The sequence below is a fragment of the Halomonas sp. C10-5 genome, assembly GCF_057169305.1.
Genome location: NZ_CP175665.1, coordinates 3,263,616 through 3,287,835, shown reverse-complemented (window position 1 = coordinate 3,287,835; position 24,220 = coordinate 3,263,616). Strand labels below are relative to the sequence as shown.

Sequence of the window (24,220 nt, the reverse complement as noted above, 5' to 3'; positions counted from 1 at the left end):
GATGGCCGGTGCCACAGCCCATCAGGCGAGGCTGGCCGGCGACTATGCGCCGATGGTGGAGCGGGTCAGGCCAGCGCGAGGGACTTGAAGCGGGACTTGCCGGCGCGAAGCCGGGCTTCGATGCCGCGGCTGGCCTCGCCGGTCTCCACGGCGGTGGAGGAGGCGACGCTCTTCAGGAGGGCGTCACGGCTCACCGTACGGCGCTTCTTGGGGGAGCGGGATGTGGTCATGCCGGTCTCTCCTTGCTGATATGCTCATTTTACGCGCATACCGCGTCCCCTGTATCAAACACCCTACAGCACCTTGGAGCCACGGCATGGCAGGACCCGAGTACACGGACGTCGAGAAGCCCTTCATCGACCAGCTGGTGGGGCAGGGCTGGGAGTTCCTGGCCGGCTCGGTGGAGTACCCCGCCGTGACTCACCGCGAGAGCTTCGCCCAGGTGGTGATGGAGCCCCTGCTGCGTGAGCGGCTGCGCGAGATCAACCTGCGTAATGGGCAGCCCTGGCTGGATGAGGCGCGTCTGGATCAGGCGGTGGCAGCCATCACCCGGCTGCCGGCTAGCAAGGTGCTGGAGGCCAATCAGCAGGCCACCGAGCTGCTGCTGAACGGCCTGCCGGTGGAGGGCCTCGAGGGCTGGGACGGCGGCCGCGGCCAGACCCTGCGCTATATCGACTGGGACGAGCCCGCCAACAACGTCTTCACGGTGGTCAACCAGTTCAAGGTGAAGTGCCCGCCCGGCCACGATGGTGCCAAGGGCCACGTGATCCCGGACCTGGTGCTGTTCGTCAACGGCATCCCGCTGGTGGTGGTGGAGTGCAAGAGCCGCACCGTGCCGGAGGGCCTCAGCCAGGCGGTGGATCAGCTGCGCCGTTACCACGACCAGCGCTTCTTGGAGAACGAGGTCGGCGAGCACGAGGGGGCGCCGGCGCTGTTCGCCACCAGCCAGTTCCTGGTGGCCAGCAACTTCGACGAGGCCCGCGTCGGCACCATCGGCGCCCGCTTCGCCCACTACCTGAGCTGGAAGACGGTGGCACCGCTGCGCGAGGCGGAGGTGGCCATCGACCTCGGCGTGTCGGACCTCTCCGCACAGCAGCGCCTGGTCGCCGGCATGCTCACCCGGGCCAACCTGCTCGACATCGTGCGCCACTACACCCTGTTCATGAACGTTGGCGGCCAGACCATCAAGCTGGTGTGCCGCTATCAGCAGTTCCGCGGCGTCACCCGGGCCGTGGAGCGACTCAAGAACGGCAAGACGCGCCGCCAGGACGGCGAGAGCGACCGCCGCGGCGGCATCGTCTGGCACACCCAGGGCAGCGGCAAGAGCCTCTCCATGGTCTTCCTGGTGCGCAAGCTGCGTACCGACCCGGCGCTGCGCCGCTTCAAGGTCGTGGTCATCACCGACCGCAAGGACCTGCAGGCCCAGCTCTCCGCCACCGCCGAGCTCACCGGCGAGAGCGTCGAGAAGGCCGGCAACACCACCCAGCTCAAGAAGCTGTTGGGCCGCGACGGTCCCGGCCTGGTGTTCGGCACCATCCAGAAGTACCGCGACCCGGACGCTGAGGGGGAAAGCGAGGCAGGGCAGGAGCCGGATGAGGCTGGCGGCGGTGGCGGGCTCGACAGCGGCCGGCGCGATGCCGCCGAGCCACGCGACTCAAGTGGCATTGGCACACCAAAGAAACCGACGCTGAGCGAGCCCTTCGAGGTACTCAATACCAGTGAGGACATCCTGATCCTGGTGGACGAGGCCCACCGCACCCAGGCCGGCGACCTGCACGCCAACATGATGCGCGCGCTGCCCAACGCCGCCCGCATCGGCTTCACCGGCACGCCTATCATCATGGGCGACAAGAAGCGCACCCACGATATCTTCGGCGAATACATCGACCGCTACACCATCAAGGAGGCGGAGCAGGACGGTGCCACGGTGCCGATCCTCTACGAGGGGCGCACCGCCAAGGGCGCGATCAAGGACGGTGCCAGCCTCGATGGCCTGTTCGAGGACCTGTTCCGCGACCACAGCAAGGAGGAACTGGAGGCGATCAAGAAGAAGTACGCCACCAAGGGGCAGATCTTCGAGGCACCACAACTGATCCAGGAGAAGGCCCAGGACATCCTGCGCCACTACGTCACCCATATCCTCCCCAACGGCTACAAGGCGCAGCTGGTGGCCTACAGCCGCCGGGCGGCCCTGCGCTACTTCGAGGCCCTCGAGCAGGCCAAGGCCGAGCTGCTGGAGGAGGCGCTGGCGCTCTCCCCCGAGGAAAAGGCGCTGGAGGATGGCGAGTTGCTCCTGCGCCCGCCCCGGGTCAAGGCAGCGATCCAGGCCTGGCGCTACCGCGACGTGCTGCGCCAGCTGGAGTTCGCGGTGGTATTCAGCAGCGGCAACAACGACGACCCCACCTGGGCCAGGTGGAGCGAGCGTGCCGCCGTCGAGAACCACATCAAGCGCTTCAAGAAGCCGCTGCCGCCGCTGGATGGGGTACCCCCCAAGGACCCGGCCAAGCACGACCCGCTGGCCTTCCTGATCGTCAAGAGCATGCTGCTCACCGGCTTCGATGCCCCCATCGAGGGGGTGATGTACCTGGACCGCTCGCTGCGCGAGGCGGAGCTGCTGCAGGCCATCGCGCGGGTCAACCGTACCGGCCACGGCAAGACCCACGGCATCGTGGTGGACTACTTCGGCGTGGCCAACCACCTCAAGGAGGCGCTGGCCGCCTACAGCGAGGAGGACATCGAGGGCGCCCTGCAGAGCCTCAAGGACGAGATCCCGCTGCTGCGTGACCGCCATCTGCGGGTGATCGACGTGCTGCGCGGGCAAGGGGTGGACGACCTGGATGATGCCGAGGAGGCGGTGCAGGCGCTCGCAGACGAGCGTGTTCGGGCCGAGTTCGTGGTCAAGCTCAAGGAGTTCAACCGCGGCCTGGACGACGTGCTGCCGCGTCCCGAGGGGCTGGAGTTCGTCAACGATGCCAAGCGGCTAGCCTATATCCATGCCCTGGCCCGCAACCGCTACAAGGACACCCCGGAGCTCGGCCGCGATATCGGCAACAAGGTGCGCAAGTTGGTCGATGACTACGTGATCTCGCTCGGCATCGACCCGCGCATCCCGCCGGTGCAGCTCACCGATGCCGAGTTCGACGAGCACCTGGGCCGACAGGTGGGCGACCGCGCCAAGGCGTCGGAGATGGAGCACGCGGTGCGTTCCCACGTGCGCAAGCACCTGGACGAGGACCCGGTGAAGTACGGCCGGCTGAGCGAGCGCCTGGAGGAGCTGCTCGACCAGCTCGATGGCCAGTGGGCCGAGCAGGTGGAGGCGCTCAAGACGCTGATTGAACAATTGCGTGATGGGGCGATCGATCCGGGCGAAGGCATTCCAGATATGCCTGCCCACGCACAACCCTTCTGGCGCGAGTTGGTGGCCAGCGCCGGCCTGGAGGTGGAGAAGATGGACGCCGCCACCGCCCAGACCTTGCTCGACGCCACCGAGGAGCTGGTGGCCACGATCCAGCAGGAGATCGCCATCCCCGACTTCTGGAAGCCCTCCCATATCCCCGACCAGGAGCGCCTCAAGCAGGATCTGTTCGAGCAGCTGATGATGGGCGGCCTGGTGCCTATGGATCAAGCTGTGGCCGTGTCAGAACGGCTCTTCGATCTGGCGCGCAGCAACCACCACAAGCTAGTGAACGCATGATGCAGCTCGCCGTGGACGATCTTACCTTCGAGGTGCGCGAGAGCTCGCGCCGCAAGACACTCGAGATCACCGTGGACCGCGACGGTGAGCTGGTCATCGCCGCGCCGACCGGCACCGAGGAGTGGCTGCTGCGCGACTTCGTGCTCGAGAAGCGGCTATGGATCTACCGGAAGCTGGCCGAGAAGGCTGAGCGTCGCCGCCGGCTCCCGCACAAGGAGTACGTCAACGGCGAGGGCTTTCTCTACCTGGGCCGCAGCTACCGGCTCAAACTGGTGGCCACTGAGGCCCAGGGCGCGCCGCTCAAGCTCGTCGCCGGGCGCTTCCAGCTACGCGAGGACGCCCTGGCCGACGCCCGGGAGCACTTCGTCCGCTGGTACAGTGCCCGCGCCAGCGACTGGCTTACCGCCAGGGTGAAGGAGCACGCCCGACGGATGGGCGTCGAACCCGCCGGGGTGACGGTCCAGGACCTCGGTTATCGCTGGGGCTCCTGCGGCAAGGGCAACCGGGTCTACTTCCACTGGAAGACCATCCTGCTGCCCCGGCATATCGCCGAGTACGTGGTCGTCCACGAGCTCGTCCACCTGCACGAGCCCCACCACACCCCCGCCTTCTGGCGCCGCCTGGAGCGCGCCATGCCGGACTACGAGCAGCGCAAGGGCTGGCTCGCCCGGCATGGGATCGAGGTGGAGGGGGTGTGACGCAGGATCACCGGCCGGCTGGTGGGTCTCGACGCTGCTCCATCTTGCGGCGGAACTCCTCGGCGGCGTCGGTATCCGTCTCGGCCCGCTCGAAATACTCCTCGGTAACCGTCATGCCGGCGGGCATCTCGTTGTGAGGAAAATCCACGGTCCGCTCGGCATCCTCGTCTCTTGCCTTGGCCTTGAGCGTCTCGCTCCATCGATCCGCTTCACTGGCGGGCGAAGCCGGCGCTGATGCGGCAGTGGACGCTGCAGTCACCGCCGCACCGGCCGGGGCCGCCTGGTACTGGGGGGACGGGGAACTGCTTTCTGTCTCGACCGAAGGCGCCCGCATTACAGGTTCGTAGGGGCGATCGCCGGCACCGCAGTGCGGGCACCAGGAAGCCGACGGATGCTTGGGGGCCATGCACTTGGTGCAGCGGCGCAGCTTGCCGCTCCGGATGGCGCGCTCGTCCAGCACCTGCTGGTTGATTGGCTGAGCGATCACATAAAGCAGTCCGATCAGCGGCGTGCCGAAGAGCCCGATAAAGGCAGCCCCCAGCATGGAATTGCCTCGATCGTGAGCGGCGGCGATCACCGCGATCCAGGGCACCAGAAAGAGTCCGATTACAACGATGAACCACAAGCTAACTCCGCCCAACACCGCGCCGACTGCATCTGCATTCTGCTCCATGGATCCACCTCCCTGTTAAGTTCCCTGAGCCGCAGAATAGGCCGAGCCTACGTCGCCGACCAGCGACAACCTGTGCGATTCCGCCGATAGTGGCCATATCGAGCACCACGCTTACAAGTAATGTCAGCAATCTCCTACAGCAGCCCTTTCGCCGGTGGGCCAGCCTGATGGCAGGGTGTCGCCGGAAGTCTTCGACCCGGTCGTCCTATAGCTCGCGGCACCCTGGGCTTCCAGGGAGTGTCACTGCCAGGGAAGGCAGCGTTGATCGACACGGGTAGTTATCGTTGTCAGGCGTTGACCGGAAGTCTTCTCTGTGTGGAAGGTACCCGCCAGAATGGAGCATATCTCTACCCAAGCCGAGAGATGTGCTACTGCTTGTAGTTACAGACACTCCCGCTAAAGGGTGCTATGGATGACAATGCTCCAAGACGCGGATCATTGGCAGATTCCTCATGAATGGGTTGTAAAATGTGCGGTCGCTTCGCCCTTTACACCGATTTCCCCAGCCTGGCAACCTCCCTTAAGTTACCTATTTTCGAGTGTGCGTTTACGCCCCGCTATAACGTCGCGCCGGGCACTTGGATTTCGGCGGTGCGTCGGCATGAGGACGGTGGTCAGCTGAGCCTTGATGCGCTCTGGTGGGGTTACCGGCCTCACTGGGCGGATGACAAAGCTCCGCAGCCCATCAATGCCACCGTCGAGAAGGTCGCCACCTCACCTTACTTCCGCGGTGCCTTCGCCCATCACCGCTGCCTGGTGCCGGCAGACGGTTGGTACGAGTGGCTGGCCGTGGACGGTCGCAAGCAGCCCCACTACCTTTCCCGCGGCGACGGTGAGCCGCTGTGGTTCGCCGGCATCTGGACGGAGCGACCGGATGGCAAGCCCGGTTGCGCCATCCTCACCGAGCCCTCCCGTGGTGTCGCCAAGGCTATCCACCCGCGCATGCCGCTGATCCTGGATCAACAGAGCCTGGAGCCCTGGCTCGATCCCGAGCTGACTGATCGCGAAACCATCCGCCACCTGGTTCACCACCTCCCACACGATCGGCTGACCCACTGGCCGGTGAGCACCCGGGTCAACCGGCCGGTGGAGGATGATCCTGCGTTGATCGAGGCGGAGCGATGAAACGTGATCGTGTGCAGGTGGCGGGCATCTTCAGCGGGCTCGATATTTCATCATCAGCCTCGGAACCTTATGCTGCCGGATGGTCTGATAAGGCTCATGAATGGCAATGGAGTGACCACGATGAAACAGAAGTATTCGCTTGCGGCTCTGCTGGTCGGCACCCTGGCTCTCGCCGGTTGCGCCGGGTTTGATGCGACCACGGGTGGCGATACCGCCAATGAGTCGCTGGAGAATACCTACTGGAAGTTGGTGACGATGGGTGAGCGCCAGGCGGTGACCATCGATGAGGTGCGAGAGGCGCATCTGGTGCTGCATGCCGAGGACGCCCGCCTCGCAGGCTCCACTGGTTGCAACCGCATGATGGGTGACTATGAACGCGACGGCGATCGGTTAATTTTCGGTCAGCTTGCCACCACCATGATGGCCTGCCCTGGCGAAGTGATGGAGCTCGAAGGAGAATTTCTCGATGCGCTCGGCGACATCACCAGCTGGCAGGTTGAGGGCGAAAACTTGACGCTCGTCGGTGAAGAGGGCGAGGCACTTGCCCGCTTCGAGGCGGTGCATCTCCAATGAGCTGAAGTGGCTCCCGCCACTCGGGTCAGATGCCAAGGTATTTTCAGTCGAGGTGTTTAGCCCCTAGGTGTAGGGTCCCGTGTAATTGCCCATGGTACGAACCATTGGCCGAGAAGGATCCATGGCTCAAGTCCTTCATCAACGCAGTTCGAGACGCCGGAAGGCGGGCTGCAGGCGCTCCACGAGCGCCTGCAGATGGGCAGTCGAGGGGGCCCGCATCACTGGGCGAGCATAGGCCTCGTCCAGGCACTGCCCCGTGCGTGCTACCTGGATGGCATAGTGCTCCACGCCCTGTGAGGCGAGGTCCAATGCCAGGCCGTCCAGGTCTTCCAGATCGAGGTCGCGCCAGTGGACCGTGGTGCGACATTCGAATGTGATGCCACTCGCCAGCAGCTGGGCCAGGCTCTCCTGGTGGGCGGCGCCCATGCCGATTCGACCGACGATGGCGTCGAACTGCGTGGCAGGTCCCTTCACGTCCAGCCCCACCCAGTCGAGATGGGGCAGCATCGCCGCCAGGCGCCGAGGGTAGACACCGGCGGTGTGCAGCCCGACCTTGAAACCTAGGGCGCGAACCCGCGCGGCGGCCAGCGGCAAGTCGGCGTGCAATGTGGGCTCGCCACCGCTGAACACCACCCCTTCCAGCAGGCCCTGGCGCGTATCCAGGAAGGCCTCGACCTCCGCCCACTCATCGGGCTTGGCCTTTCTCGGTTCGAGCATTTGCGGGTTGTGACAGTAGCCGCAGCGCAGGGGACAGCCCTGCAGGAAGATCACGCAGGCCAGGTGGTCGGGGTAATCCAGGGTGGTCATAGGGGTCAGGCCCGCCACGGGCAGCTGCGGCAGGCGTAATTCGGGATCAGACATTGGTGCTTTCCAGGCAGGCGCCCCGGGCTTGGCGGGGCGCCAGGGGTGGCGATGGCGTTATGCGTGGGCGGTCGACTCGCGGAAGTGCCGACGCTCGCGGTGCTCGGCCTGCTTGCCGTGGTTGAACTGGCTGACCGGGCGGTGATAGCCCATTACCCGGGTCCAGACCTCGCAGCGCTGGCGCTGTTCGGTGGGCAGGGTCTCGACGGTATGGCGCATATGATGCTCCTTGTGCTCGGTGGTCGGGTGTGACGAGGGATAATGTGCCTCAGGCCGTGGCATCGGACACCGAGGCGTGCTGTGCCAGAAGTGCCTCGTCGCACTTCGGGCAGAACTCGTGTTCGCCGGCCAGGTAGCCGTGCACCGGACAGATCGAGAAGGTCGGCGTCACGGTCAGGTAGGGCAGGCGGAAGCGGGACAGCGCGGTGTGCACCAGCTGCCTGCAGGCTCTGGCCGAGGAGAGCTTTTCGCGCATGTAAAGGTGCAGCACGGTGCCGCCGGTATAGCGCGTTTGCAGCGGGTCCTGGTGAAGGAGGGCCTCGAAGGGGTCGTCGGTGTGGCCCACCGGCAGCTGGCTGGAGTTGGTGTAGTAGGGCGCCTGCGGTGTGCCGGCCTGAAGGATGCCGGGGAAGCGCTTGAGGTCCTCCTTGGCGAAGCGGTAGGTGGTGCCCTCGGCGGGGGTCGCCTCCAGGTTGTAGAGGTGGCCGGTGTCCTCCTGGAACGCCCGCATCCTCTCGCGCACATGCTCAAGCAGTTCCAGGGCGAGCTGCTGCCCCTCGGGGTCGGCGATATCGAAGCGGTCCTCGAAGAAGTTGCGGACCATTTCGTTGAGCCCGTTCACGCCCAGCGTGGAGAAGTGGTTGCGCAGGGTCCCCAGGTAACGCCGGCTGTAGGGGTAGAGGCCGTCGTCCATCCACCGCTGGATGCAGTCGCGCTTGATCTCCAGGCTGTCACGACCCAGTTCGAGCAGCCGGTCCAGTTCGGCATAGAGCCCCGTCTGGTCGCCGGCGAAGCGATGCCCCAGGCGCGCGCAGTTGATCGTCACCACGCCCAGCGAACCGGTCTGCTCGGCGCTGCCGAACAGACCGTTGCCGCGCTTGAGCAGCTCGCTGAGGTCGAGCTGCAGCCGGCAACACATGGAGCGCACCATGTGGGGTTCGAGGTCCGAATTGAGGAAGTTCTGGAAGTACGGCAGCCCATACTTGGCGGTCAGCGCGAAGAGCCTTTCGGCGTTGTCGCTCTCCCAGTCGAAGTCATGGGTGATGTTGTAGGTGGGGATCGGGAAGGTGAACACCCGGCCCTGGCAATCTCCCGCCTCCATCACCTCCAGGTAGGCGCGGTTGAGCAGGTCCATCTCGGCCTGCAGCTCGCCGTAGGTGAAGGGCTGCTCCTCGCCGCTGATGACCGGGACCTGGTCGCGCAGGTCCGCCGGACAGGTCCAGTCGAAGGTCAGGTTGGTGAACGGCGTCTGGCTGCCCCAGCGTGACGGCACGTTGAGGTTGTAGATGAACTCCTGCACTGCCTGCTTCACCGCCGGATAGTCGAGCCGGTCGCGACGCACGAAGGGCGCCAGGTAGGTATCGAAGGAGCTGAATGCCTGGGCGCCGGCCCACTCGTTCTGCAGGGTGCCGAGGAAGTTGACCATTTGCCCCAGTGCGCTGCTGAGGTGGCGGGGCGGGGCGCTCTCCGCCCGGCCCGGCACCCCGTTGAAGCCCTCGACCAGCAGGGTGCGCAGCGACCAGCCGGCGCAGTAGCCGCTGAGCATGTCCAGGTCGTGGATATGCAGGTCGCCCTCGCGATGGGCCTCACCCACCGCAGCGGGGTAGACCTCGTCGAGCCAGTAGTTGGCGATCAACTTGCCGGAGGCGTTGAGGATCAGCCCGCCCAGGGAGTAGCCCTGGTTGGCGTTGGCATTGACGCGCCAGTCGGCACGCTGCAGGTATTCGTTGACCGTCGATGCCACGCTGACGGTGCCGGACTGCAGGCTTCCCATGGAGTACCCCTTCATTGTGCGTATCACTATATGTGGTGAAATGTAGATCCATATACACCATATGTTGTGCCAATGAAGGGTAAGCGCCCTACAGCCACGACGAAATGACCCAGGTCAGGAAAAGGGGATCCTGGTTGCTGCTCGTCCTGCCGGTGGCGATGTCTCCTAGGTGAGATTCCGGTAACGTGACCGATGATTCCGGCATCGTGACCGCGGATTCTGGGAAAGAGGCTGAAATCGGTCACGATGAAACGGAATGGCCGGTCACGAACGATTGGAACGGGCGGTCACGACGGCGCGGAATACGCAGCCTGAGCATGCTCGGCCCCAGAGGACTGATCGGCCGCTATGGTGAGGTGTTTAGCGGTGCCGCGGTCGAGATCTGAGGCGCTTCGCTACTTGGCCTTCGCGCTGGGCAGCTCCGGCCAGCGGGTGCTCCACCGTGGCGAGCGATTGGCACAGCGCAGGTGCCAGGCCGCGTTGGGGCTGGGCATCCCGAGTTTGACGGTGCCACGCCCCATGCGCTGGTTGAGGGCATCCAGGGTCGCCATCAGTTTCTCGCTGCGCTCCCGCTCCGCGGCACTCTGATGTGTGTCGAGCAGCGACATCTGCTGACGGTTGGCGTCGATCAGGTCGATCAGCATCACCCCTGCCTTCATGAAGCGGTAGTGGGTCCGATAGATGGCAGCGAAGGCCTGGCTGACGGCGTGCAGGACCTCGCGGCTGTCGTCGGTGGGCCGCGTCAGCTCGACCACGGCTCCCGGCGAATACTGTGGCAGGTCGGGGCGGTGCCGGTTGGTCTTCAGGAAGACGTAGACGGCACGGGCCAGGCTATCCTGGCCACGCAGCTTCTCGGCACCGCGCTGGCCGAACTGGCGCAGCGCTTCGTGGATCTCGGCCCGGTTGTCGGTCAGCTTGCCGAAGGAGCGCGAGGTCATGATGCGCTGGCGGGGCTCGTCGGCGTCATTCATCTCGATGCAGGGAATGCCACGCAACTCCAGAGCGGTGCGCTCTAGGGTCACCGAGAAGCGCCGGCGAATCTCCTTGGGGTCGGCCTGCGCGAGATCCCAAGCCGAGCGGATCCCCATCAGAGCCAGCCGCTCCACCAGCCGGCGGCCCACACCCCAGATGTCACCCAGCTCGGTATGCCGCAGCAGGTTCTCCATCGCGGTGCTGCCCACCGATAGCACGCATACACCCCGATAGGCCGGCACCTTCTTGGCTGCCCGGTTGGCCAGCTTGGCTAGGGTCCGTGTGGGGGCTACCCCAACGCTCACCGGAATGCCGGTGAATCGCCGCACCTTGCAGTGAAGCTCCCGGCAGTGGGCCAGCAGCTGGTCGTGGCCAAAGCCGTCGAAGCGCACGAACATCTCGTCGATCGAGTAGGGCTCCACCCCGGCAGAGAACTCCTCCAGCACTGACTGAACGCGGGCCGACATGTCGCCATACAGCTCGTAGTTGGACGAGAGCAGACGGATGCGCCCCTGTTGCAGCAACGCCTTCAGCTCGAAGGCCGGGGTGCCCATCTCCACCCCCAGCGCCTTGAGCTCGTTGGAGCGAGCGATCACACACCCATCGTTGTTCGATAGCACGCCGACCGGTAGCCCCTCCAGCCGGGGCTGGAAGACCCGCTCACAGCTGACGTAGAAGTTGTTGCAGTCGATCAGGCCGATCATGGCTACACCGGGTACTCGTGGATGACCGAACGCACCACTCCCCATACCTGGCAGTCGAGGTCTTCCAGCGGGATCGGCGGATAGGCCGGGTTTGCCGAGCAGAGATAGTGCTGCCGACCCTTCAGCTGGTAGCGCTTCACGGTGATCTCGCCCTCTACGAGCGCCACCAGGATGTGACCTGGCCGGGGCTCGATGGAGCGGTCGATCATCAGCAGGTCGCCGTCGTGGATGCCCAGGGAGTCCATGCTGTCGCCGGTGACGGTCATGAAGAAGCTGGCCGAGGGTCGCTTCACCAGGCGCTCGTTGAGGTCCAGGGTCCGCCCCTCGTAGTCCTGGGCGGGACTCGGGAATCCGGAGATCCCGGCCCGCGTCAGCGCGAGCGGGTGTGGCAATGCCATTGGCGGCGGTGCCGGATCCGCGGGGGTGAATTTGGTGTGTGGCATGGTGGGCTCCTTTTGATACCTGATATTCATACAGTATCAAGCAGGCGGCCCGACCTGCCAAGCCCATGCACCACGAAGGTCGCGAGCAGGCTCAGCATGATGCTGCTAACCTGACTGAGGGTTAGGCATAGCAAGGGAATGCGAAATGGAATCTCATACTCGCTGTTGTAAAACCACTTTACTGGTTCCGGTGGTATGTCAGCTCACGACCCTAAGCGGACATGTCGTAAAAGGCTGCCGGGTGTGCTGTATAATATTGCTGAACGCGAAGACGTGTTCATTTAATATCTGAGCGTAAGGGCTGATAAATTTTAGCTGCTAGGAGTGTGCGATGCGATGTTCGATAGTCGTGAAAATGCTTTATGAATTAGCGATTCTGTGTTGGGGTTCTGTCAAGCCAACAGAAGTTTCGCTTGCCCGTGATATAGAGAAGTTCCTTAGTTTGGTTAGCCCGATTTCTTGGTTTTCAGGAGGCCTCAGCGGGTTTGTCGCGATGCGCGAGCCTCCAATTTCACTGTAAAGACGTATGCTGGATGTGACATGACCGTCGAGAAATTTAAGGGCGACCTCGCCACGTTGGATTCCAATCAAATGGTTGACCGTTGGCTCCTCACAGGCTCGTGTTCGGTCATCGACGATGGCACAACACATTCCATTGCTGACGCTATCGCCAAACATTTTGGTGTTGAGTACACCAGCATTGTAGTGGTCGGCTCAGCTCGTCTGGGGTTCAGTATTAAGCCCACTAGGCGCTATGAACCGTTCAGTGAGGAATCGGATATCGATGTGGCTATAGTATCTACCGAGTTGTTCGAACGCGTGTGGAAAGAAGCCTATGAATACGATCGATCAGGCGCGTTTTGGGCTGATAAAGGAAGTTTTCGAAAGTACTTGTCGAGGGGGTGGATTCGTCCGGATCTGCTCCCTTCGGAAGAGACTTTTGAGTTTTCGAAGGGGTGGTGGCCTTTTTTCAATAGCCTCCAACTTACAGAGTGTCCTTACAAAATTGCTGCCGGCATATATCATTCAACTTTCTTTCTGCGTGCCTATCAGAGAATATGTGTAGAACAATGCAAAATGGAGCTGTGATCATGGACACATCGGCATCTAATCGCAGGCTGCGAACACTTCTAATGGGTATCCGTGATGGCACTCTTGTGCCACGCCCGGATTTTCAAAGGAGACTGGTGTGGACCAATAAGGACAAGGCGCTTTTCATACAAACTGTACTGGAAGGTCTGCCTTTTCCAGAAATCTACATTGCTGCAGGTAAGGTGGATGCCAAGACAGGCGAGGGGACAGAGGTATTGGTTGATGGCCAACAACGCATGACCACTCTTTTTCAATACTTTACTGGTTCAAAGGATCTGAAGCTGTCACCAGGTCTGAAACCCTACTCATCACTGCGAGAGGAAGATCAGCTTCAATTTCTTGAGTATAAAGTGGTTGTACGAGACTTGGGCGCCCTACCGCTTGACCAAATCAAGGAAGTTTTTCAACGGATTAATTCTGCGTCATATGGCCTCAATGCCATGGAGCTGCATAACGCGCGGTACGCTGGCGCTTTCAAGCAGCTTTCTGAGTATGTGGCTTCCAACCCGGCAATTGAGTCCCTCGGCATCTTTTCTGCCAATGATATCCGTCGGATGAATGACGTTCGTCATTGCTCTGCTATGTTGGCGAGTGTACTTGGACCATACTTCAATCGGGATAAGGAGATTGAGTTCTTTTTGTCACGGTACAATGAAGAAATCCCTAACGAGGAGGCCATTCGCAGGCGCGCCGATGAGGTGCTTGAGCTGGTTTCTAAGTTAAATTTTCCTCGTGAATCCAGGGCTACCAAAAAGGCTGATTTCTTCACTCTTTTTGTAGAACTATACAAAGCCTTGGAGCGCGGAATGAAGCCGGAGTTGGAGCGACTGAGGAGAAAGCTAGATGAGTTCTATTCCCGGGTCGACGCGGCAGGTATCGATGAACAATCAGACGCCGGCAAGTACTACCGTGCATCGTTGCAGGCCAGCAATGATCGCAGCAGCCGAGTGCTCAGGGGCGAGTTGATTTCCACGATTATAGAGGCGAGCAGCTAAAAATAGCTTCGAGTCTGACGGCTTGCCCTTCCACTTCGCGTCAAGGCAAGCCGCGGCTCAAGCAAAGCGTATATCAGCATGACCTCAATGTCCGCTTGTGGCCGTTAACTGCCATGGTGTCTTAGGGTGAACTTGAAGCGACTGGCAGATTGTTGTTCAAGGTGGTTTATTGATGCTTGAAGTTAAAATCCCATATCCATAGAGTTAAAACTTTTTGGCCACTCTCCTTTCAAGGCTTCTATCTTTTCATCATATTGTGGGTCTATATAACCCCTTATTTTTGCCTCATGCAGTAGTTCTTGTGCTTCGTTCTCTATGATTGTTCTCTTGTCGAACTCTATTATATTCATTGCGATAGCGATTACACTGGGCTCTTGAGTGAGCAAAGTGGATACCAATTCGTCATTCTGGATCGGTCCTTCTTCATCAAGAACTTGGGCAATAAAAGGGTTTGAGAATTTATTGTTCTCATAAGTAGTTATTTCAGCACGCTCAATGGCGTGCATGGCTTCAGGGTTTTTCTTGTAAGTGTCTCTCAAATAACTGATGCATATTTCCCTTTGCTCAAGAGCCTGTTTGGCTATGTTGATAGCCTCGCCATCTACCGCCATAGCCTTCTTCATGATATCTTCTAGTCCCTCTTTAATGTAAATCGCCTCTCTAAAAGAGGGTCCATCCCCCATAAGTAGAGGCTTGATTTCCTCTCTAGTAAAGCGTTCCATATTTTTCAAGCATTGTAGATACCTGAGCTTATCAAGCTCTTGCATTGTCTTTAGATCATCTTCTGTAATAGCTTGATTAATATGGGAGAAGTATGGGCTTTCCAAGCGTCTTTTTAAGTGCTTTTCGTAAGCTCCAGGGCTTTCTGACCATGGGAGTTCCTTCCAGTCCATACTACTCAGTTTCTCATCACTGCCTTCCTGCGTTTTTTCGATTTTGTATGAGCCTTTCTTTTTATCTTCTTTATCAGCAGTCCATTCGTACAATAAGTCACTGTCGCATCCTAGATTTAGCTGGATGGCGACCAGCGCAGCAGGGAGATTTTTCTTGTCTCGAGTTTCACGAAGTTTTTCAACTTTTTCGACCTTGCTTCTTATAGTGTGGGTGTAACTGCCTTTATAGCTGATTATTGATTTTTTCCTTGTGTTTTCCCAACCTTCAGGGTCTTGGTTATATGATTTGGCGTGCTCAAGGATGCGTGCTGAGCTTGATTCTAGTTCTTTCTCGCCCTTGAGGGCGTAGATTGACCTGGCAAATGCGGTTGCCGAATCTTCTCCGTTGCGGAAAGGGCCTTGCACTGCCCAGATGTAGGATGTGTCACGAACAGATTTCCTTTCTTTTTCTTTATTCTTGATGTGGATTTGCCATGCTATAAATATAGCTACACACGCAAAGCCAACGATAACAAAAAACCATGCGCCCATATTTTTGAACTCTTAAAAACTTTCATGCTGACTTGAATATGGTTGGAGATTGTGATTAACTTTATCTATGCTTATTATTTTAGATTGGGTGGTATGAAAAATCAAATATTTTCAATATTCAAAAATTTTAAATATTCATATAGCCTAGCTTGTGACTGATGTCTTGACATTCGCGATATTTTCGCCGCGTTTTTTCTTGATTGTTTGTCAATATGCTCCGGACGTCCGCTTCTGGCCGAAAGCAGACTTGCCCACCGGAATCCGGTGGGCAGGAGTGAGTGTCTCAATCTTCAGTTCTTACCAACCAGCTCTCTACGGTGTCGGCACCGTGCTCCTCTTTCCAGGCTTTTAGGGTTTTCTGGTTGCCGCCACGGGTTTCGACTACCTCACCCGTATTCGGGTTCTTGTAGATCTTGAGCTTCCGCTTGGCGCGACCTGAGGCCTTGGTGCTGCTTGATGACTTGTTGGCTGTGGGCGTCGGGTCGAGCAGCTTGATGACGTCGGAAGCCGACTTGTCGAACTCCCGCATCAGAGTCTCAAGATGGTTCTTGAAGTCGAGCTCGGCCTTGAGTCGCTCGTCATTCTTCAGATTGTCCAGCTCTTCCTGAAGCTGCTTGAGCTGCTGTTCTTTCTGCATGTAGGTGTTCAGTAGTGACATGGAGTGATCTCCGGGCTGTGCCCAATCGTTGCTGTCTGTCGTGACCACCATTTCTGGTGAGGGTATGAAAAGTATGCTTTACCTTGATATCTTATTACTTAATGGCTATCCCTTCAATGCAACAGATAGCACACAGTAGGCATTAACCTAATTTTCTTGGTTTGGAGTCGCTTTATGTCAGGTCATAAAGTTAAATGAGCTGAGGTGGTGGAGTATGGCCTCGGGCAGGGTGGTATCGTGTAGGGCACCCACGATCGAACAGGCGCTTCTCTACCATGTTGAACTTTCGGGCGCTCGCTTATCTCAGCGAAGTGATGCGGCGCGGCTCGCTGCGTCAGGCCGCTACCTATCTGAACATCGATGTGGCCGCTATCAGCCGCCAGATCTGTCAATTGGAGGAGGTTGTCGATGCCCAGGTGATGGAGCGTCATGCGGGTGGTGTCCGGCTCACCGAGGCTGGACGCCTGCTGGTGGAGCACTTCCACGCTCAACATGATGCCGAGGCGGCGGTGATCTCCCGACTATCGGCTCTGCAGGGTCTGGTGAGTGGCCAGGTCCGTATCGCGGTGGGGGAGGGGTTTATCGCCGACCTGATTTCGGCGCCGATGCAGACCTTCATGACCGCCTACCCGGGCATCCAGCTGGAGGTCATTATGGCGGGAGTCAACGAGGCCATGGCGCTGGTTAAGCAGCGTGACGTCGACCTGGCCCTGCTCTATGCACCGCCGGTGGACACTCAGCTGGATTGCCATGTCGAGACACGACAGCCCCTCGATCTGATCGTGCCCGCCGGCCACCCGCTCACCTCAACAGAAGCGCCGGTGACGCTACAGGAGCTCAGCGACTGGCCCATCGGGCTGATGGACAGCCCCTTCGGGATGCGCCAGATGGTGGACGCCGTGGCACACCAGGAGCGTCTGGCCATCACCCCCCGCCTGCATACCAACTCCGTGGCGGTGCTCAAGAACTTCGTACGCTCGGGGATCGGCATCACCTTCATGCCCGAGCTGACGGTCGCCGAGGAGATCCGCCAGGGTGACATCGCCGTTCTGCCGATGGCCTATCCGGTCCTCAGCGAGGCCCGTGCGCAGATCGTGAGCATGGCCGGGCGCGAGCTCACCGTGGCGGCCAGTGCCTGCCTCGACCACCTTCGTCGCGGGATGCGGTTCTTCAATGCCGACGCCCCGCGATTGCTTGAGAGTAGACATGCTCAGCGGCGAGGCAGCCACTGCTGAGCATACTCCTGCCTCTACTGCCCGTAACCCAGCACCCAGGTGGGTAATGTCAGCGACAACGCCGGAATGAAGGTGGTCAGCAACACCACCGGCAAGTAGGCCCCTATCAGCAGCACCAAGGTAGGCCGCAGCATGCGGCTCAGGCTGCTGCCGCCAACCAGCGCACCAAAGTAGAGAATCGGCGCCGTAGGCGGGGTGATGAGCCCCATGCCGAGGTTGGTGGCGATGATCGCAGCAAACTGTACCGGGTCGATCTCCAGCGCCTGCACCAGCGGCATCAGCATGGGTGTAGCCAGCAGAATGCCACTGACATCCTCCATGAACATGCCGATCAGCAGCAGGAAGAGGTTGAGCAACAGCATCAGCAACAGCGGATTCTCGGTGACGCTGAGAAACCCTTCCAGCACCATCTGAGGCACATTCTCCATGGTCAGCATCCGCGCCAGCATGGCCGAAAAGAACACCAGCACCAGCAGCGTGCCAGCAGTCTGGCCCGCACGCCACAGCACGTCATGCAGGTCGGCCAGGCGCAGCTCGCGGTAGTACCAGATACTGATGGGGATGGCGTAGAGCACGGCGATGGCCGCGGCCTCGGTGGGCGTGGTCACACCACCGTAGATGCAGCCCAGGATGATCATCGGCATGGCCAGGCCCAGCGCCGCACGGCGCGTCTGACCGGCGATATCGCGCATGACCACCGGCAGCGGAGCCGGTTCGGGCTTCTCCAGCGGCATGTGGCGAGTCAGCACGCGGTTCCAGAAACAGAACAGCAGCACCAGCAACACCCCAGGCAGCACCGGCGCCAGGAAGGACGCGGTGACCGAAGTGCCCGACACCCAGCCGTAGATGATCATCGAGGCGCTGGGCGGGATCAGCAGCGCCAGCACCGCCGAGGTGGAGACCAGCGCCGTGGCATAGCCGCGGTCGTAGCCGCGCTCCACCATGCGCGGGATCATGATCTTGCCTACCGCGGCTACCGCCGAGGAGGCCATTCCGGAGATGGCGCCGAACACCGCGGTGGTCATGATCACCACCACCCCGAGCCCACCATGCAGACGCCCGAAGACGGCATCGGCCAAGCCCACCAGGCGATTGGCGATGCCGCCCTGCCCCATCAGGTTGCCGGCGATGATGTAGAGCGGCAGAGCCACCAGGATCAGCGACGACATCTGGCCGAAGCCTGCCCCGACCAGGAAGGAGGCGCTGCCGAAGTCGCCGACCAGAAACAGCAGCAGGACCGCCGCCGCGAAACACAGCGGCACCGGCACACCGATCAGCAGCAGTGCCACCAACAGCAAGACATCCAGCACAATAATGACGTTCACGCGACCTCCTTGTCACACACCAGGCGGCGCAGGTTATCCGCGCACTCCACCAGCAGGTAGAAGGTCATCAGGCCAAGCCCGGCGGGAATGCTGGCCTGGATCAGCCACACCGGCACACGCAACTCGGTGCTGCGCATGTTCATCTGCCAGGACCACTCCACCAGGCCGATGGCCCACCAGGTCATCCAGGCGCAGATAATCACCGCCAGCAACGAGGCGAACCAGTGCACCCAGCGCTTGAGGGTCTCGCCGATGGCCAGCACGTCCACCAACGAGGCAGAGATATGCTCGCGCTGCTCGGCACCCAGGGCAGCCCCCAGGAAGTAGAACCACACGGCGAGATAAAGAATCACCTCCTCGATGCCGAGGATCGAGGTACGAAACAGGTAGCGGCTGGCGATCTGCACCAGGATGGCCAGCGTCAGCAGGCCCCCGGCCGCGGTCACGATCCCGCGCAGGAGCCGCACCTTGAGACGCCAGATGGCTCGCCAAGGCGAAGACAGGGGTAAGGACATGAGGCGTCTCCCGCAGCTGCATGATACTGGCCACCCTGCACAGGGTGGCCAGCATGACGACGCCTCACTCCGCGGCGACGGCCGCCTCGAGACGCTCCATCACCTCCTCGCCGAGCTCATCGCCGATCTCCGGCCACACCTCCTGGCGTACCACGTCGGCGAACTGCGCCAGCTCCTCATCGGAGAAGGTCACCACCTCGATGCCCGCCTCGCGCATGGCGTCGAGTTGCGCCTGGTCGGCCGCCTGTACCTCGTCGAAACGCTCCAGGGTGATCTCCTGAGCGACGTCGCGCACCACCTGCTGGTGTTCCGGCGCCAGGCGGTCCAGCGACTGCTGATTGATGACGATCCAGGCAAGCTCCAGGTGATCGTTGTACTGCACCCAGGTCTCGGTGATATCGGCGAAGTTGGCCATCGCCATCTCCGCGGTGCCGCCGATCTGGCCATCGACCACACCGGTCTGCATAGAGGTGTAGAGCTCCGCCCAGGGCACGGTGGCCACCTCGAAGCCCAGTCGCTCCATCATCGTGCGATGGGTGGTGCCGCCAGGCCAGACGCGAATGCGCAGCCCCTGCTCGGCGTTCGGGTCCTTGGGAGCCGGCACCTCGGCAGCGAAGCCAGCACCGCCCATACCAGCCGGGTATACCCCCAACAGGGCCATGTTCTGTTCACCGATCATGTCGCCGACGAGCTCGGCAACATAGCCATCGGCGCTGTACGCCTCACGCGCGGCAGCATAGGTAGGTGCCAGGTAGGGAAACCAGGCGATGGCCATCTGCGGGTTGACGTTGGTCGACAGCGGCTGGATGGCCATGTCCACGGCACCCTGCATCAGCTGGGCATGCACCTCGGTCCAGTCGCCGAGCTGGCTGGCGGGGTAAACATCGATGGTGACCTCGCCCTCGGTGCGCTCGGCGACGCGCTCGGCCATGGCCTCGGCGGCCTGGGTCCCGGACTCGTCCGGCGCGAACAAGGTCGACAGCCGCAGGCTGGTAGCCGCCTGAGCGCTGAGCGAGGCGCCTCCAAGTGCCACGGCCAGGGTGAGCGGCAACCAGCGGGAGGGAGACATTGTCATGATTGTTATCCTCTTTGATGGGTGTCAAGGCCACAAATCCGGCCTTGCCATTAACTTGTAATGCATTAATATGGATTGTCAAGCCACATTGTATGGCCATTGTATGGCAACGAGACCGCCCCATGCCCGACACGCCGCCCCTGCAACGCCTGCTGGATGACCTTCGCCTGAACCGCGAAGGCGATACCCCCCTCTACGAACAGCTGGCCGAGTACCTGTCCACACGCATCGAGAAGGGCACCCTTCCCGCCGGGACACGCCTGCCGCCGCACCGTGACATCGCCAGCCAGCTGGATATCAACATCACTACCGTGACCCGCGCCATCGCCGAGCTGAAGTCACGCGCCCTGGTGGAGAGCCGGCCCGGCCGCGGCACTCGGGTGGCGGCCATGGAGTCCCCAGGTACCGACTTCCAGACCGCCCCCATCACCAACCAGAACGTGATCGACCTGAGCGTCAACCGTCCAGCGCTGGATCTCTACACCGAGACATTGAGCGCCATCCTGGCGACGCTCGCCGACGATCCACGCTATGCCGACATCAAGGATTACCAGCAGCCGGTGGGACCGGGATGGGCGCGTCATGCTTATGCGACCTGGTGGCAGGCCCAGGGGCTCAGCCTCGACCCCCAGCGGCTGACGCTGGTCGATGGCGCTCAGCATGGACTGTCGATGATCCTGCGCAGCGTGACACAGCCTGGCGAGATCATCCTCGCCGACAGCGTGACCTATCAGGGCATCAACGCCCTGTGCCACACCCTGGGCCGCGAGTTGATAGGCGTGGAGGGAGACGATCAGGGCATGTCACCGGAACACCTCGAAGCCCTCTGCCAGAGCCACGCCCCGCGCATGCTGTTCGTGGTGCCCTGCCTGCACAACCCCACCACCCGCACCCTCTCGCATGCGCGACGCGAGGCGATCGTGGCGATCGCCCGCCGCCACGACCTGCTGCTGATCGAGGATGACGTTTATCGTCCATTGCAGCAGAGTGCGCCCCCGCCGCTGCTGGACCTGGCTCCCGAACGCACCTTTCACGTCAGCGGATTCTCCAAGTGCGTGGCCCCGGGGCTGCGCTTCGGGGCGATCGCCTCGCCGCCCGACTATCACCATGATATCGCCGCGGCCATGCGCATCGACTGCTGGAGCGGTTCGCCACTGACCGCGCTGATTGCCACCCGGCTACTGGAGAGCGGCGACATGACGCGCATCATCCAGGCCCAGCATGCCGAGCTGGCGGCGCGCCATGACATCCTGATCGAACGGCTGGGCCGACAGGTACTGTGGAGCCAGGCCGGTGCCACGCACGCCTGGCTGCTGCTGCCCGAACCGTGGCGCGGCACCGATTTCGTCAAGGCCAGTGCCGAGCAGGGCGTGAGGCTGCTGCCGGCCTCGGCCTTCACCCTGCGCCAGGTGGTGCCGCCGGCAGCGGTGCGTATCAACCTGGCCGCGGCACGCTCGCGGGAGGCCCTCGCCGAGGCGCTGACCCGCCTCGACCTGCTGGCCCGCCGTGGCCATCACTACATGCACGACATGGCCTGACCCCCGTCACGGAGAGACTCATGCGGCCCCACAACAACGACACCACACCGCGCCACCTTATCGTCATCGGCGGCGGCATTATCGGCCTGGCCACGGCACTGACACTGCGCCTGGAAGGCCATGAAGTCACTCTTCTGGAGCGTGATACCCCAGGGCATGGCGCCTCGCTGGGTAACGCCGGCACCTTCGCCACCTACGCCATCACCCCGCTTGCCCAGCCCGCCCTGCTGCGTCAGACCCCGCACCTGCTGACCTCGCGAGACTCGCCGTTTCACCTGCGCTGGCGGCACCTGCCACGCCTGCTACCCTGGCTGCTGCGCTTCGTGGCCGAGGCGCGCCCCGCGCGCGTGCGCCACAACATCGAGCACCTGAGCCACCTGATGTCCCGCGCTGATGCTGACTGGCAGCGCCTGCTGGTCGCCGCGGACGCCGCCTCCCTGGTGACCCGACGCGGCTGTCTATATACCTTTCAGACCCTAACAGCCTGGGAACAGGCCGTGCATGAGCATGAGACGTTGGGCCGCAACGGTATTGTTTACCGGGTGCTGAACGAACAGCAGACGGCGGACCTCGAGCCGGCTCTGGCGGGCAAGGTGAGGGGTAGCATCTGGTATCCCGACGCCAGCCATGTGGCGGATCCGCTGACGTTGTGCGAGCGCCTGCGCCAGGCCTTGGAGACGCTGGGCGGGACACTTCATACACCGAGCGACGTCGAACGGGTGTCGGCCCATGACGCCGGCGTGGTGATTACCACCAACGCGGGTCAAACGGTGTGCGACCATGCCGTGATCACTGCGGGCATCGCCACCCGCGAGCTTGCCGGCACGCTGGGAGATCGCATGCCACTGGAGGCAGAACGCGGCTACCACCTTGAATACGCCATGGAGGCGCCGCTGCTGCAGCGCCCCTGCTGTATCGCCGAACATGGCTTCTACATGACACCCATGACAGGCCGCCTTCGGGTGGCCGGCACGGTGGAGCTGGGGCGCGCCAGCGACCCCGCCAATCCTGCACGGTACCGCTACCTCACACGCGCCATGGACAAGCTGTTTCCCGAGCTTGGTGCTCCCACCGCTTACTGGATGGGCTGCCGCCCCTCGCTGCCCGACACACTGCCGATCATCGGTGCCTCCGCACAGACTCGCCGGGTGCATTATGGTGTCGGCCATGGCCACCTGGGGCTAACCCTGGCTGCCACCACCGGTGCCCTGATCGAGGCCGACATCCACCGCCAGGCCCCAGACTGGTTAGCTGCCCTCTCCATCGACAGGTTTCGCTGAATATGCCCCGCGCGCCTGGCCGGGCGAGAGCTTACCGTGGCAGCCAGTGCCTGCCTCGACCACCTTCGTCGGGGGATGCGTTTCTTCAATTCCGACGCCCCGCGATTGCTTGAGAGTATATGTTGATAAAATATCAATGCAGCCAGGTTTGAATAGTCAACGCGTCAACGCCTAATCTGCTGATATACCGGCGTCGCCGGGTCTTCACCAACAACAAGCCATGGAGATCAGCATGACCCTGTTTGCCCGCAAGCCTCTCGCCTCTCTGGGCCGCTCCTTCGCTGCCGTTCCGCTTCTGACGGCCTGTCTTGCCGCCGCTTTTGCCAGCAGCGCTCAGGCCGCCACCACCGTCAACATCGGCTACAACGGCGCGCCGGATCCCGAGAAGAATGCCGTGCACGTTTTTGCCACCAACCTGAAGCAGCTGGTCGAGGAGAAGACCGAGGGCGAGATCGAACTGAAGCTCTACGCCAATAGCCAGCTAGGCGAAGAGCAGGAGCGCATGGAGCAGGTGATGAACACTCCCAGCCTGAACATCGCCTCCTTCGCCGGCATGTCGCCGGTGGTGCCTGAGATCTTCGTCAGCGCGATTCCCTTCCTGTTCGATGACTTCGAATCGGCCCGGACCTTCTTCGACGAGGGCCAGTACTGGCAGGCGGTGGAAGACGCACTACGTGAGCGTACCGGCCTGGAGTTGCTTGCTGTGGTGGAGGAAGGTGGTTTCCTGGCCTTTACCAACGACGAGCGCCCGATCTCTTCTCCCGAGGACTTCGAGGGGCTCCGCTTCCGCGCCATGGACCCCAGCCAGGTGGCTCTCTACGAGGCCTTCGGGGCCTCAGGCACCCCGATTCCGTGGACCGAGGTCTACATGGCGCTGCGCACCGGGGTTGCCGATGGCCAGATGAACCCGCCCATGTACATCATCCTGGGCAGCCTCTACGAGGTGCAGGACTACCTGACCCTGGCCAACATCCAGTACTCGGACCAGTTCCTGGTCGGCAACGGCGCGATGATCGATGGATGGGACGAGGAGATGCGTGGCGCCTTCCTGGAGGCCGTCGAGGAAGCTAACCAGATGGCCCGTGAGCACAACGAGGCCAAGGTGGATGAGCGTATCGCCTACCTCGAAGAGCAGGGCATGGAAATCATCCGTCCCTCGGAAGACGAGCTGGAGGCATTCCGTGAGCTGGGCCAGCCTGCCTACCTGGAGTGGCTGGGTGAGCGTGACATCGAGCCACGCTTCATCGAGATGGCCCTCGAAGACGCCGGCATGACCCACCTGGCCGAGTAGTCATCGCCATCCCACGGGGCAGGCCTCCGTGCCTGCCCTGGGTCTCAAACCGCGAC

Annotated in this window: 23 protein-coding genes; 11 read left to right on the top strand and 12 right to left on the bottom strand. The window is 61.7% G+C overall.

From position 1 onward, the window contains the following. Window positions 1-65 precede the first annotated feature (65 nt). Window positions 66-230: a hypothetical protein gene (locus ACJ7IV_RS15430; protein ID WP_483865121.1), complete on the bottom strand. Its 165-nt coding sequence runs from the start codon at window positions 228-230 to the stop codon at window positions 66-68. Between the two features lie 86 nt (window positions 231-316). Between ACJ7IV_RS15430 and ACJ7IV_RS15425 the strand changes: the two genes are divergently transcribed. Then, window positions 317-3,694, top strand: coding sequence for a type I restriction endonuclease subunit R (locus ACJ7IV_RS15425; RefSeq protein ID WP_483865120.1), 3,378 nt, complete (start codon window positions 317-319; stop codon window positions 3,692-3,694). Continuing rightward, the gene (locus ACJ7IV_RS15420; protein WP_213311301.1) at window positions 3,691-4,392 is read left to right on the top strand and encodes a YgjP-like metallopeptidase domain-containing protein; all 702 of its coding nucleotides are present in this window, start codon (window positions 3,691-3,693) and stop codon (window positions 4,390-4,392) included. Before ACJ7IV_RS15425 ends, ACJ7IV_RS15420 begins: the two co-directional genes overlap by 4 nt. Before the next feature lie 7 nt (window positions 4,393-4,399). Here ACJ7IV_RS15420 and ACJ7IV_RS15415 read toward each other — a convergent pair whose 3' ends face one another. Next, window positions 4,400-5,065 (bottom strand): hypothetical protein, encoded by a 666-nt coding sequence (locus tag ACJ7IV_RS15415; RefSeq protein WP_213311302.1) that lies wholly within the window; start codon window positions 5,063-5,065, stop codon window positions 4,400-4,402. 456 nt (window positions 5,066-5,521) lie between these two features. Between ACJ7IV_RS15415 and ACJ7IV_RS15410 the strand changes: the two genes are divergently transcribed. Next, window positions 5,522-6,190, top strand: a complete 669-nt coding sequence (locus ACJ7IV_RS15410; protein ID WP_483865119.1) for an SOS response-associated peptidase — start codon at window positions 5,522-5,524, stop codon at window positions 6,188-6,190. Between the two features lie 120 nt (window positions 6,191-6,310). Beyond that, window positions 6,311-6,763 carry an META domain-containing protein gene (locus tag ACJ7IV_RS15405; protein ID WP_483865118.1) on the top strand — a complete coding sequence of 151 codons (453 nt, stop codon included), beginning with the start codon at window positions 6,311-6,313 and terminating at the stop codon, window positions 6,761-6,763. Between the two features lie 138 nt (window positions 6,764-6,901). Here the strand turns inward: ACJ7IV_RS15405 and ACJ7IV_RS15400 are convergent, their stop codons facing one another. Genes ACJ7IV_RS15400 through ACJ7IV_RS15390 form a run of 3 tightly spaced genes read right to left on the bottom strand, consistent with a single transcriptional unit; the run spans window position 6,902 to window position 9,617 of the window. Further along, window positions 6,902-7,624, bottom strand: coding sequence for an anaerobic ribonucleoside-triphosphate reductase activating protein (locus tag ACJ7IV_RS15400; protein WP_483865117.1), 723 nt, complete (start codon window positions 7,622-7,624; stop codon window positions 6,902-6,904). A gap of 57 nt (window positions 7,625-7,681) precedes the next feature. After that, entirely contained in the window at window positions 7,682-7,843 is a 162-nt protein-coding gene (nrdD, locus tag ACJ7IV_RS15395; RefSeq protein ID WP_151441750.1) for an anaerobic ribonucleoside-triphosphate reductase, read from the bottom strand. 49 nt (window positions 7,844-7,892) lie between these two features. Beyond that, window positions 7,893-9,617, bottom strand: a complete 1,725-nt coding sequence (locus ACJ7IV_RS15390; RefSeq protein ID WP_483865116.1) for a ribonucleoside triphosphate reductase — start codon at window positions 9,615-9,617, stop codon at window positions 7,893-7,895. 185 nt (window positions 9,618-9,802) lie between these two features. Between ACJ7IV_RS15390 and ACJ7IV_RS15385 the strand changes: the two genes are divergently transcribed. Then, on the top strand, window positions 9,803-10,003 hold the full coding sequence (locus ACJ7IV_RS15385; RefSeq protein WP_483865115.1) for a hypothetical protein: 201 nt from the start codon (window positions 9,803-9,805) through the stop codon (window positions 10,001-10,003). Between the two features lie 9 nt (window positions 10,004-10,012). Here the strand turns inward: ACJ7IV_RS15385 and ACJ7IV_RS15380 are convergent, their stop codons facing one another. Together ACJ7IV_RS15380 and ACJ7IV_RS15375 are read right to left on the bottom strand one after the other, a co-directional pair. After that, window positions 10,013-11,293 (bottom strand): Y-family DNA polymerase, encoded by a 1,281-nt coding sequence (locus ACJ7IV_RS15380; RefSeq protein WP_483865114.1) that lies wholly within the window; start codon window positions 11,291-11,293, stop codon window positions 10,013-10,015. Window positions 11,294-11,295: 2 nt separating this feature from the next. Then, window positions 11,296-11,736: a LexA family protein gene (locus ACJ7IV_RS15375; RefSeq protein WP_483865113.1), complete on the bottom strand. Its 441-nt coding sequence runs from the start codon at window positions 11,734-11,736 to the stop codon at window positions 11,296-11,298. A 540-nt stretch (window positions 11,737-12,276) separates the two neighbouring features. Here ACJ7IV_RS15375 and ACJ7IV_RS15370 point away from each other — a divergent pair. Both ACJ7IV_RS15370 and ACJ7IV_RS15365 read left to right on the top strand, forming a co-directional pair. Continuing rightward, window positions 12,277-12,825, top strand: coding sequence for a hypothetical protein (locus tag ACJ7IV_RS15370; RefSeq protein WP_483865112.1), 549 nt, complete (start codon window positions 12,277-12,279; stop codon window positions 12,823-12,825). A 2-nt stretch (window positions 12,826-12,827) separates the two neighbouring features. Next, window positions 12,828-13,823 (top strand): GmrSD restriction endonuclease domain-containing protein, encoded by a 996-nt coding sequence (locus tag ACJ7IV_RS15365; RefSeq protein ID WP_483865111.1) that lies wholly within the window; start codon window positions 12,828-12,830, stop codon window positions 13,821-13,823. 182 nt (window positions 13,824-14,005) lie between these two features. On the opposite strand, the gene ACJ7IV_RS15360 is transcribed toward ACJ7IV_RS15365, so the two are convergent. Next, window positions 14,006-15,247 (bottom strand): hypothetical protein, encoded by a 1,242-nt coding sequence (locus ACJ7IV_RS15360; RefSeq protein WP_483865110.1) that lies wholly within the window; start codon window positions 15,245-15,247, stop codon window positions 14,006-14,008. A gap of 283 nt (window positions 15,248-15,530) precedes the next feature. Continuing rightward, entirely contained in the window at window positions 15,531-15,905 is a 375-nt protein-coding gene (locus ACJ7IV_RS15355) for a histone-like nucleoid-structuring protein, MvaT/MvaU family (protein ID WP_483865109.1), read from the bottom strand. 275 nt (window positions 15,906-16,180) lie between these two features. Between ACJ7IV_RS15355 and ACJ7IV_RS15350 the strand changes: the two genes are divergently transcribed. Further along, window positions 16,181-17,140 (top strand): LysR family transcriptional regulator, encoded by a 960-nt coding sequence (locus tag ACJ7IV_RS15350; RefSeq protein WP_483865108.1) that lies wholly within the window; start codon window positions 16,181-16,183, stop codon window positions 17,138-17,140. 14 nt (window positions 17,141-17,154) lie between these two features. Here the strand turns inward: ACJ7IV_RS15350 and ACJ7IV_RS15345 are convergent, their stop codons facing one another. From ACJ7IV_RS15345 to dctP, 3 genes are all read right to left on the bottom strand, one after another. Continuing rightward, complete coding sequence (locus ACJ7IV_RS15345; RefSeq protein WP_483865107.1) at window positions 17,155-18,465, bottom strand: TRAP transporter large permease; 1,311 nt, start codon at window positions 18,463-18,465, stop codon at window positions 17,155-17,157. After that, window positions 18,462-18,980 (bottom strand): TRAP transporter small permease, encoded by a 519-nt coding sequence (locus ACJ7IV_RS15340; RefSeq protein WP_483865106.1) that lies wholly within the window; start codon window positions 18,978-18,980, stop codon window positions 18,462-18,464. The genes ACJ7IV_RS15345 and ACJ7IV_RS15340 overlap by 4 nt, the downstream gene beginning before the upstream one ends. Window positions 18,981-19,044: 64 nt before the next feature. After that, window positions 19,045-20,055 (bottom strand): TRAP transporter substrate-binding protein DctP, encoded by a 1,011-nt coding sequence (gene dctP / locus ACJ7IV_RS15335; RefSeq protein ID WP_483865105.1) that lies wholly within the window; start codon window positions 20,053-20,055, stop codon window positions 19,045-19,047. A gap of 122 nt (window positions 20,056-20,177) precedes the next feature. Between dctP and ACJ7IV_RS15330 the strand changes: the two genes are divergently transcribed. The 3 genes from ACJ7IV_RS15330 to ACJ7IV_RS15320 all read left to right on the top strand — a co-directional run bounded on the left by ACJ7IV_RS15330 (window position 20,178) and on the right by ACJ7IV_RS15320 (window position 24,164). Next, complete coding sequence (locus tag ACJ7IV_RS15330; RefSeq protein WP_483865104.1) at window positions 20,178-21,593, top strand: aminotransferase-like domain-containing protein; 1,416 nt, start codon at window positions 20,178-20,180, stop codon at window positions 21,591-21,593. A 20-nt stretch (window positions 21,594-21,613) separates the two neighbouring features. Further along, window positions 21,614-22,873 carry an NAD(P)/FAD-dependent oxidoreductase gene (locus ACJ7IV_RS15325; RefSeq protein ID WP_483865103.1) on the top strand — a complete coding sequence of 420 codons (1,260 nt, stop codon included), beginning with the start codon at window positions 21,614-21,616 and terminating at the stop codon, window positions 22,871-22,873. A 232-nt stretch (window positions 22,874-23,105) separates the two neighbouring features. Then, window positions 23,106-24,164 (top strand): TRAP transporter substrate-binding protein, encoded by a 1,059-nt coding sequence (locus ACJ7IV_RS15320; RefSeq protein WP_483865102.1) that lies wholly within the window; start codon window positions 23,106-23,108, stop codon window positions 24,162-24,164. Window positions 24,165-24,220 lie beyond the last annotated feature (56 nt).

Excerpts from the sequence above, each read along its gene's own strand:
- nrdD (WP_151441750.1), bottom strand. The coding sequence starts at position 7,843 with ATGCGCCATACCGTCGAGACCCTGCCCACCGAACAGCGCCAGCGCTGC.
- ACJ7IV_RS15365 (WP_483865111.1), top strand. The coding sequence starts at position 12,828 with ATGGACACATCGGCATCTAATCGCAGGCTGCGAACACTTCTAATGGGT.
- ACJ7IV_RS15390 (WP_483865116.1), bottom strand. The coding sequence starts at position 9,617 with ATGGGAAGCCTGCAGTCCGGCACCGTCAGCGTGGCATCGACGGTCAAC.
- ACJ7IV_RS15420 (WP_213311301.1), top strand. The coding sequence starts at position 3,691 with ATGATGCAGCTCGCCGTGGACGATCTTACCTTCGAGGTGCGCGAGAGC.
- ACJ7IV_RS15400 (WP_483865117.1), bottom strand. The coding sequence starts at position 7,624 with ATGTCTGATCCCGAATTACGCCTGCCGCAGCTGCCCGTGGCGGGCCTG.
- ACJ7IV_RS15380 (WP_483865114.1), bottom strand. The coding sequence starts at position 11,293 with ATGATCGGCCTGATCGACTGCAACAACTTCTACGTCAGCTGTGAGCGG.
- ACJ7IV_RS15375 (WP_483865113.1), bottom strand. The coding sequence starts at position 11,736 with ATGCCACACACCAAATTCACCCCCGCGGATCCGGCACCGCCGCCAATG.
- ACJ7IV_RS15325 (WP_483865103.1), top strand. The coding sequence starts at position 21,614 with ATGCGGCCCCACAACAACGACACCACACCGCGCCACCTTATCGTCATC.
- ACJ7IV_RS15410 (WP_483865119.1), top strand. The coding sequence starts at position 5,522 with ATGGGTTGTAAAATGTGCGGTCGCTTCGCCCTTTACACCGATTTCCCC.
- ACJ7IV_RS15330 (WP_483865104.1), top strand. The coding sequence starts at position 20,178 with ATGCCCGACACGCCGCCCCTGCAACGCCTGCTGGATGACCTTCGCCTG.
- ACJ7IV_RS15405 (WP_483865118.1), top strand. The coding sequence starts at position 6,311 with ATGAAACAGAAGTATTCGCTTGCGGCTCTGCTGGTCGGCACCCTGGCT.
- ACJ7IV_RS15370 (WP_483865112.1), top strand. The coding sequence starts at position 12,277 with ATGACCGTCGAGAAATTTAAGGGCGACCTCGCCACGTTGGATTCCAAT.
- ACJ7IV_RS15350 (WP_483865108.1), top strand. The coding sequence starts at position 16,181 with ATGTTGAACTTTCGGGCGCTCGCTTATCTCAGCGAAGTGATGCGGCGC.
- ACJ7IV_RS15360 (WP_483865110.1), bottom strand. The coding sequence starts at position 15,247 with ATGGGCGCATGGTTTTTTGTTATCGTTGGCTTTGCGTGTGTAGCTATA.
- ACJ7IV_RS15340 (WP_483865106.1), bottom strand. The coding sequence starts at position 18,980 with ATGTCCTTACCCCTGTCTTCGCCTTGGCGAGCCATCTGGCGTCTCAAG.
- ACJ7IV_RS15355 (WP_483865109.1), bottom strand. The coding sequence starts at position 15,905 with ATGTCACTACTGAACACCTACATGCAGAAAGAACAGCAGCTCAAGCAG.
- ACJ7IV_RS15415 (WP_213311302.1), bottom strand. The coding sequence starts at position 5,065 with ATGGAGCAGAATGCAGATGCAGTCGGCGCGGTGTTGGGCGGAGTTAGC.
- ACJ7IV_RS15425 (WP_483865120.1), top strand. The coding sequence starts at position 317 with ATGGCAGGACCCGAGTACACGGACGTCGAGAAGCCCTTCATCGACCAG.
- ACJ7IV_RS15320 (WP_483865102.1), top strand. The coding sequence starts at position 23,106 with ATGACCCTGTTTGCCCGCAAGCCTCTCGCCTCTCTGGGCCGCTCCTTC.
- ACJ7IV_RS15430 (WP_483865121.1), bottom strand. The coding sequence starts at position 230 with ATGACCACATCCCGCTCCCCCAAGAAGCGCCGTACGGTGAGCCGTGAC.
- dctP (WP_483865105.1), bottom strand. The coding sequence starts at position 20,055 with ATGACAATGTCTCCCTCCCGCTGGTTGCCGCTCACCCTGGCCGTGGCA.